We start from the raw sequence: 9050 nt of genomic DNA on the forward strand, positions 1-9050 counted from the left end.
CCCTATTTGCCAGATGTATCCTCAAATACAGCGTTTTTTAGGTAAATGAAGTACACAAATAGAGAACAATGTTGTGCCCTAAATCTAGCGATTTTCACAAATCGAAAACCTGTTGTACGGTTAAGTTGAGTTTGGGGAACGTAGGGGAGACAATTACATGACTACCCCTAAATAGTTTCGTTGTATTTGCGATTGTTTCTGGTATGATTCGACAACCAAATTAAATCTCCTAGAACTTCGCTCAACCTGTCTTCCGGTATAAAATGCTGATCATATAGATAAGCTGCAACTACTTTAATTCTGGCTCCATACTGTACTGGCGCTTTCACCAATTCTGGAAAACTTCTTTGGATGTGAGCTTTACATTTAGGGCATTCTTTGACGGCAACTCTGTGTTCTGTAACGATTATTCTAGGGTTGGTATATCAAATACTTGTCGCTTGATGATTTTTTCTACTTCGTTAATTATAAATCTTTGACCAGACGTAATATCAAAACGGCTGATAGCGCACTGAAAAACTAAAACCATTATCTTGTAGCGAACTACCGCGATCGCTTGTGCCGATAAATGCTATACCATAGTCTGCACGCAATACCAAACCGCTAAAAGGTTGCCAGTTCAAGCCCAACCCCAGACTAGCAATAGTTTGTGGGTCGGCATTAATACCGCGATTGTTCCAAGCTGTACCGATGTCAAAAAATGGTGTTAGCTGTAGCGTCTCCACATTCGATGTCAGGGGAATACGAACTTCCACACCTCCAACTACCCCATTGTCAGCAACAAGTTGATTTTGACGATAACCGCGCACTGTATCCACTCCGCCAATGCTAATTTTTTCTAACGAAAGTAAGGAATCAGGAGTAAGTTGAGTGTTAACTTTGGCCAGCATCAAAATGCGGGGAGATAGCCGTTGTACCCATTGAAATTGTCCCACCCAGCTAAAAAAACGCCCATCAGTACCACTATCGTTGACAGTTGCATCAATTGCATCAATGCCAAAGCTAAATTGCGATCGCGCCGCTAAGACACTGTTAGCATTACGTTGTAACCAATCTTGGGAAAAGCGGATTACCGTAACTTTTGATTTCCCATCTTCGGGCCCTTCGGTAAAAGAGAAGGGGATATCATTGAGGATGAAGGTTTGACTGCGCCGTAAATCGAATGCTAACGAGAGAGCAAATTCGCTATTTGGCGTGTGGATTAGTGGTTGACGGACGTTAAAGGAAAGGGTTTCGGCTTCGCTGCGGATATGCAAGTCACGAAATTCGCTTTCAATAATCCGGCTACCACTGTTGCTGTAACGGATACCAATGGTTCCATCTAGGGGGTTAAAAGGAACAGAATAGCTGATATCGTAAATGTTTAAACCTTCACTAGCAGCATATTCAGCACTAAATTTATCCCCAAACCCCAATAAATTATCATGAGCAATAAAAACACTCCCTTGTTCTGAACCAACGCTAGGTGATTGGTTATTTGCAAAGATCACCCCAGCGTGGAATGCTGGCGATTCGGTAATTGTCACCTGTAAAATATTACTACCTGGAGTGCTACCTGCGGTTAACTCGGCATTGACTCGTTGAATGGCAGGGTCAAGTTGTAATAATTGCAGCGCTTGTTCGAGGCGTTTTTGGTTTAAAGGTTTATTTGCCAGCCGTGCAATCCGGGAACGCACGTATGCAGTTTGCAATCTTTGTAACCCTAAAATTGAAATCCCTTCGAGTTCTCCTTCGACAACTTGGATTTGCACGACACCGCTAGCAATATTTTGATTGTTGGGGATAAATGCACCACTGGTGATGTAGCCATTATCAACATAGAGTTTGGTAATTTGCGATCGCAGTTGCAATAACTGCTCAAATGTGATTTTTTTATTTTCTAACGGCTGTTTTAACTTGATGATTTCATCTTCTAAAACAGAGTATCCTTTGACTTGAATTTCTTTGACAAAGAAACTTTCACCACTAGGAAAGGTTGTGTCGGGTAGATTTTCCTGTGGGGGTGATGGGAGTATGGGAACAGTTGGTGTTGGGGGTGTGGGAGGAAGGGTTGGTGATGGTAATGGTTGGGGTAGAGTTTCTTCAACTTTCCCTGGTGTGTCGGGAGGAATTGTAACTCCAGATGGGGGTGTCGATTGTGCAAATACTGCAAGTGGAGTAATACTGATGCAGGTAAGTAATATGAAAAAAAGCTTTTGAAACCGAAGGTAGGAACCCATTGTTTATATATGATATGTAAAATTTGTAAAAGATAGTGTCTAAATTTTGGCGAATTGCTATTGGCTATCTGAGAGGATAAAATACCCAGATATCCCAATACAATTCAGTTAGCTTGTTTACCCTGCGAAGATCCCCCCAATCCACCTTCAAAAGGCTTGCTTTTTGCTCCTTTACCCCCTTCAAAAAGGGGTCGCCACAGGCGGGGGGATCTTATCCGAACCGTATTGCCAGATATCCGACTTTTGTTTAATAATTAATCAAGCAGATATGCAGTTAGCAGATTCCCTATAATTGTGTTCCCAGACTTCTGGCTAGAAGATGATATTATTATTTAATTAAAATACCATAATAGTTTTCTTGATGATTGCATAAAAGTGCAAATCATCAAGATCCGGTTTAAAAACCGCTAATATTATTGATAGTCGCCTCCATGACCAGAAAAAGTTATTCCATAGGTGCTGCAAAGATCAGCGTTACGCATGACATCATAAGTGCCATCGCTATAAATAGCTTTGACATCATAGGTACAATGATTGCTATTATTGTTAAATGTAACTGCGTCAGATGAACCGTTAACAATATCTGAGTTGAGAATATTACTACCCCAATATTTAGTTCCTGTTGATGATACATACAATTGAGTAATTTCTAGCTCATTGTTGTTGTAAACTAAGAAATCGCGGTTATCTGCAAGAGCATTTTGGCTGGTTAATGGTACTATTGGTAATGCCAAAGCTGTTGCTAAAATTGTATTGCGGACTAGTTTGTGAAACATAATAAACCTCTCAATCCGAGTGAATAAAAATTACGAAATTTTCATCAGCAACGGTTAATAAATTGATGGTTTTTGTTGTTTTTCGATTCATTAACCGTTTCTTTAATACTCAGATTAAGAGAAATGACTAAGTAATGCATTCACCATTTATGCACATATAGTTGCATGATTTGTATCGTGCGATCGCATGATAGTGCATCCCATTTTGCAGAAAACTGCACAGAGGATTTTTCCATGTGTGCAATATTTCTGTTTAACAACCTCTACTCAAGATTAATTGCCCATTGGGTAATCGATATACTCCCTGTGGTTCAATAATTGGATCGCCTTTTTTCCAGGGGCGCGATGTTGGTTCAACACTACGCACATCACCAGTTGTATAGGGTGAAATGAATCCCTTTCCCGGACTATAGCGTAACGCACCAGAACCTGTGATGGTAAAAGAGTTTTCTTGTCGCTTGCTGGCGCGTGAAATGCAGCTATTGGCAATGAGGGCATTAGTATCGATAACGTTTGGTGATAATTCAATGAAGCTGTTTTGAATGGAACTGTTATCGGGTGCATTAATATTTGTTACACCGGAAATGCCTAATTGCGAACTTGCAGTAATATCACTTTTTTCGGTTGGTTTTGTCCGCGACTCAATACCGAAGATACCTTGCGAGTTGATTTGGATGTTTCCACCGGTTCCTGTGAAGGCGTTAGCGCTGATATCGCTATTTTCTTTGGGAACTGCAACGATAAATCTTGAATTGATATTGATGTTACCGCCATCGCCACCTTTTTCAGCTGTACCTGCGTTGGTGGAAATTTGACTGTTGTGACGGAGTAAGAGTAAGTCGCTGTTAACGTTGATATTACCACCGTTACCGGATGCAGATTCGGCGTTGAGTTTACCTTGGTTATCTAAGGTAATTTTGGGTGAGTTGATTTCGATGTCGCCTGTGATTCCTGAACCAGTAGAACTGACAAATAAGCCACTGTTAGCACCGATATTTGCTACGTTATCAGGAAAGTTAGTAATGCGATCGCTGTAACTAGGGTCAATACCGCTAATTATTAGTTTATCAGTAGCGTTGACAGTAATTTTACCTGCACGTCCATTGCTTGAAGTAGTGGTGGTGAGTTGTCCGCCGTTGAGTGCTTCAAAGACGTTTGCATTTACCGTAATATCGCCACCCTTTTGATTATTTCTAGTGCGTGCATCCAGTAAAGCGCCGTCTGATAGGCGAAAGATATTGGTGTTTACGCTAATATCGCCACCAATGCCAGTGGAAGTAGAATCAGTAAATGTGAATAAACCACTAGAAAATCCTGTCTCTTGACTAGTTCCAGAAACAGTTACTGCATCTTTTGCATTGATGCGAATATTCCCCGCATTCCCCTGTCCAGAAGTTGAGGCAACAAGTAGAGCGCCATCCCGTAATGAGAAGTCACCAGAATCGATAAAAATGTTACCCCCATTCCCAACAGTTCCTGTGCCCACCAAGCTGAAAATCGCACTGGGAAAACCGTTTTTCTTCCCAACAATATCAACAGTACCTGTTACCAAAACATTGACATTGCCTGCATTACCCTGCCCTGCTGGTTGGGTAGCAGATGCTCCACGAGTAGCAGTTAGCAGTTGAGCGCCATCAGTGAGTGACAGTGTTGCTGCATTGATGTCGATATTGCCTCCTTTACCTACGCCTCCTGCTTCTACGGTGCTGAAAATGTTACCATTTGCAAGGGAAATAGCATTTTTTGCACGTACCGTTACATTCCCTGCATTCCCCTGTCCAGAAGTTGAGGCATTAGGGACTTCCAAAGAATAAATTATTCCAAGAAAAACAAGAGACAGGATTTATCAAGAATGATAATCATTTTAGGGGGGAGAAAAGGGGTTGCCTATGTCTTCCCCTTTTCTCTCCCTCATCTATGCATGAAGAATCTATACACTTGTCGTCTGCTTTGAAGTTAAACAGTGTAAAACTAGTATGTTTTGTAGCTAAATAAATACTGTTATTAAAATCAAATAACTTTTGTCTTACTACAACAAATATCAATAAACCAATTACCTAAATTTGGGAAAACTTCATGAGTAGAATCGGTTAGCCGCTCAATCTGTTTTTCAATTTGAGCCATAGCTTTTTTTGTAAGCTTTACCCCATTATCATAAGTTTCGTGTACTAGCTTAACTACTGGATGAGAACCTTTCCATTTCATAGTGCTAGCAAAATTTAAAGCTGTTTCTAGTTCATCTAAAATACTGCCGTTCCAATGATTTTCTAGTACTGTCCATGTCCAATCTAAGTGGATTATACTTACTATGATAGGGAGGATAGTAAGCTAAACGTATATTTACTTGATGCTTGTGAGCAAACTCTACTATACGTTTCATAAATTGGGTACGTCGTGAACTATTCTGTGGCCCATTATCTTGATTGAGAAGTAGGGTTTTAATATCAGAAAAACGATGCTTTTCTGATAACCAAAAATCTTCTAAAATATCAACAATAAAATCGCTTGTAACTTTCGATTCTGTAAAGTACAAAAATAGTTCATCAAGCTCTGGAAGAAAGATACCATAAGGAGTTACAGTTGTTTTTGGATTATAATCATGGTCATCAGCTTTCCCTCCATCCCGGCTTTTTCCCCCTCGATCAAATGAGCCAATCTTAACGCGGGCTTTTCCGTCCATGCTGAGACGTAAAACACTCTTATCTTCCGAAGCGTCTTTGTTTACTATATCTAGTTGCTCAAAGATTGCATCAGTTTGTGGAATTTTTTTTGAGGTTGAACTTTCTTTACCCTTCTGAGTTTGTAACCTAAATTATTTAATTTGACTCGAATTGTTTCTGATGTATGTAACTTTTCATCGCTGTAACCATACTTTTCAATTAATTGCTTTCTGACTTCGGCTGCACTGAGTCTAGTATATAGTCTTTGACTTTTAAAACTCGGATCGGTTTGACTATAGAAGTCAACTAAATTTTTTATATCTTCTCAAAGATTTGGCAGGTGTTCTTCTGCTTTATAACGTCCTTTAGCACTCATGTTATCAACACAAGTAATACCACTTTTTAATTCTCTTACTCCTTTGCGAATTGTGTCTCTATTCCATCCTAATTCTGATTGTGCAAGCCTTTGCCCTCCTAAACCTAAGCCCTGAACTGTCTGTGCCATAAATTTGCGCTTTGCTGCACCCTTTAATTGAGACGCAGTTTCAATTAACAACTTTTTGAGAGAATCAGTTTATACTATAGCCACCAGTTACCACACTCAAAAACTCAATTTCATCTTCAAATTCTGACCAAGGAATTAAATTAGCCATTATGACCCATCTATTATCCTCTGCCAATTTCCCCTCAAATGGCAGTTCAAACTTTTCTATTGGGGTGGGTGGAGTCTCAATTTTTCTATACATTTTTTATACTGATGTTAAGGTTTTGAGCCATTTTACCTGATTTTTTTGCACTTTTTACCGACCTATCGACCTCAACCACTATTTATATAAGGGTTTTAGCTTTAATCAGCAAGCCCTAATTATGTGACCTGGCTTCAGAATAATATTTGCTTGAACTATCTCACCTTTAAAAGCATCCTTAACGCCATATACAGCTACCTCAGCAACAGATGAGTGTTGATAAATCAAATTTTCAACTTCAGTCGGATATACCTTAAATCCAGACATATTAATCATGTCTTTCAAGCGGTCAACAATGTAGAAAAAACCGTCTTCATCTACCCGACCAATGTCGCCAGTATGGAACCAGCCATTTTTAATCACTTCAGCAGTTTCAAGTGGGCGATTCCAATAACCAAGCATGACATTAGGCCCTCTAATTACGATCTGACCCAATTCACCAAGCTGTACCTGATTACCATTATCGTCAATAACTTTCATTTCCACATTCTCGATGGGAGCGCCAATGGAACCGAGTTTGTATTTTAAATCGTGATTATAAGATGCACATGGTGATGTTTCAGTTAAACCATATCCTTCATTGATCACTTTTCCATACTTATCCTGCCAAGTTTGTGCAACTTCAATTGGCATCGGTGCCGCCGCCGTAAAGTAATAACGCACACTATTGAGGTTGTAGCCAGATAAATCACTATTTAGAAGATTGATGAATACCGTTGGTACCCCAAAGAACATTGTTACTTGATGAGTAGCGATCGCATTAAGTACTTGCTCAAGGTCAAATCGACGTTTCAGGATAATTGTGGCGCAGACGTTTAATGCTGCGTTGAGAATAGCATTTTGACCAAAACAATGAAATAGCGGTAAGTAAAGCAGTAATCGGTCATTTGGTTGCATTCCACAACAACGGTTTTGGGAATACATATTAGAAATTATGTTGCCGTGGGAAAGGGTCGCTCCTTTAGGAAAACCTGTTGTTCCCGATGTATAGACGATGCTAGCAGGAGCATGGCGATCTATTTCAATAGCATCTGCATTACCAGAAGCACTTTCCATCAGTTTCGTTAAACTAATTCCCTTTTTGACGCTACCCTCTGCAATCAAAATGTGTTGTAGTTCGGGTAAATCTGCCTCTGGTACATTTTCAAAGAGTGCCTCTGTGGTAATTATTGCCTTAGCAGCACAATCGTTGAAAATGTAGCTAACTTCATTGCTTTTTAGCATGACGTTGACTGAGACGACAACCGCACCAATTTTGAGAATACCAAGATAACAAATGATAAATTCTGGAATATTTGGCAAAAACAAAACTACGCGATCGCCTTTTTTAATTCCTAATCCACGCAAACCGTTCGCAACACAATTTACTAGCTTGTTAAGCTGTTTATAAGTAAAAGATTTATCTTCAAAAATCAGAGTGATTTTCTCAGGATATAATTGATAACCCCGCTCGATATGATGGGCAATATTCATGGTTAAAAAGACTCACTTAACTTTATTACCTTTGCCTACTTCGACAGTCATTTATACAATTCTCGAAGATTTAGTGAGAGATTCAAGTATTTGAAATGGTATTAATCAGTTAATAATGTCTTTTGAGTATTTAGCTGACTGACGTTATCAAGTTCAGTTCGTGGCTCCAATGTCATCAAGATGCCTTTGCGTGTTTGCAGAGTTAGCAATGGCTGGCACTCAACTGGGTGTTCAGGCAGTAGATTGAGGCGGAAACGTTGACACACCATCGCCACAATCAACTGAATTTCCGTTAACGCAAAGATGTCACCTTTAATTAGAAAAAATTATGACTGTTCGTAACAGATTGAAACTGCATCCAGTTTTGAACTAATACCAATTCTCCAAAAGCAGGGGCGTGAGGTCTTGCGCCCCTACAGATGCAAACCTTAAAACCCTGATTGAATTTGATTTTTTGAATTACAAATGGGTGTAAATATGGCTAAATTGAGACTTAGGAGTGTAAGGTTAACAAAAGATCGTTAACTGCTTGGACAATTTGTCCACGATTAGCAATATCAGTTGCAATTTTGGCAATGTGTTCATCTAAGGCTTGTTCGTGGTCGTTCCAGATGTAAGGTCGATCAGCAGAAGGTGGTTGTCCGACTACATTGCGGACTGCTAGATATAAATCTCTGGTTGCAGGCGAGAGTGTGGCACGGGCATCATAATGTTCAAGAGTTGTATATGTGCGTAAATCAACTGCTTGCACGCCAAACATCAAAGCGATCGCTATATATTGTTGAAAGATTTCTACTGATTGACGCGCTAAATTTGCTGAAGCAAAACCTTGGCTGTTGATATTTTGGTTATATTGTTCCGCATGGGTAGGAAAGCGATCGGCTATAGAATTTCCATAGAAGGTTAACAGAGGCATAATTGAGTTACCAGTAATTTGTAATCCCTTCAACCCCATATTTACATTCCGCTCTTTGTTACCAACTAAAGACGCAGGTAGTCCATTGTTAAATTCTGGTGCTACCAAGTACGCTATTTGTACATCCAAGTGTTTAGCTAACAACCCAATGTAGTAACGCAATTGATCATTAGAACTCAGTGGAACTGTCACCAGTTTCACTGGTCTTCAAAACCGTGCATGAAAGTTTCCAATTCACACGGCTCCTCAGTGGTTTGGCG

6 protein-coding genes and 2 pseudogenes are annotated in these 9050 nt (G+C 39.8%); all 8 read right to left on the reverse strand.

Annotated features, from left to right (window positions below; all coding sequences use genetic code 11):
• Positions 1-491 precede the first annotated feature (491 nt).
• Positions 492-2219, reverse strand: a complete 1728-nt coding sequence (locus tag V7K30_RS14810; RefSeq protein ID WP_335000366.1) for a ShlB/FhaC/HecB family hemolysin secretion/activation protein — start codon at positions 2217-2219, stop codon at positions 492-494.
• 413 nt (positions 2220-2632) lie between these two features.
• Positions 2633-2995, reverse strand: a complete 363-nt coding sequence (locus V7K30_RS14815) for a hypothetical protein (RefSeq protein WP_335000368.1) — start codon at positions 2993-2995, stop codon at positions 2633-2635.
• Between the two features lie 253 nt (positions 2996-3248).
• A pseudogene (locus V7K30_RS14820) lies at positions 3249-4802 on the reverse strand (filamentous hemagglutinin N-terminal domain-containing protein); the annotation flags it as partial.
• A gap of 203 nt (positions 4803-5005) precedes the next feature.
• Positions 5006-6211: pseudogene (locus tag V7K30_RS14825) on the reverse strand (ISAzo13 family transposase).
• A gap of 13 nt (positions 6212-6224) precedes the next feature.
• Entirely contained in the window at positions 6225-6401 is a 177-nt protein-coding gene (locus tag V7K30_RS14830; protein WP_335000378.1) for a hypothetical protein, read from the reverse strand.
• Between the two features lie 105 nt (positions 6402-6506).
• Positions 6507-7874 carry a class I adenylate-forming enzyme family protein gene (locus V7K30_RS14835; RefSeq protein ID WP_335000372.1) on the reverse strand — a complete coding sequence of 456 codons (1368 nt, stop codon included), beginning with the start codon at positions 7872-7874 and terminating at the stop codon, positions 6507-6509.
• Positions 7875-7975: 101 nt separating this feature from the next.
• A complete protein-coding gene (locus tag V7K30_RS14840) occupies positions 7976-8143 on the reverse strand; it encodes a hypothetical protein (protein WP_335000373.1) in 168 nt (55 codons plus the stop codon).
• Positions 8144-8367: 224 nt separating this feature from the next.
• Entirely contained in the window at positions 8368-8982 is a 615-nt protein-coding gene (locus V7K30_RS14845; RefSeq protein WP_335000374.1) for an aromatic amino acid lyase, read from the reverse strand.
• Positions 8983-9050 lie beyond the last annotated feature (68 nt).

It is taken from the genome of Nostoc sp., from assembly GCF_036917655.1.
In the GTDB taxonomy this organism is placed as follows: domain Bacteria; phylum Cyanobacteriota; class Cyanobacteriia; order Cyanobacteriales; family Nostocaceae; genus Nostoc.

What these genes read in the sequence shown, in the direction of transcription:
- V7K30_RS14835 (WP_335000372.1), bottom strand. Translation starts at nt 7,874, where the DNA reads ATGAATATTGCCCATCATATCGAGCGGGGTTATCAATTATATCCTGAG.
- V7K30_RS14830 (WP_335000378.1), bottom strand. Translation starts at nt 6,401, where the DNA reads ATGTATAGAAAAATTGAGACTCCACCCACCCCAATAGAAAAGTTTGAA.
- V7K30_RS14810 (WP_335000366.1), bottom strand. Translation starts at nt 2,219, where the DNA reads ATGGGTTCCTACCTTCGGTTTCAAAAGCTTTTTTTCATATTACTTACC.
- V7K30_RS14815 (WP_335000368.1), bottom strand. Translation starts at nt 2,995, where the DNA reads ATGTTTCACAAACTAGTCCGCAATACAATTTTAGCAACAGCTTTGGCA.
- V7K30_RS14840 (WP_335000373.1), bottom strand. Translation starts at nt 8,143, where the DNA reads ATGGTGTGTCAACGTTTCCGCCTCAATCTACTGCCTGAACACCCAGTT.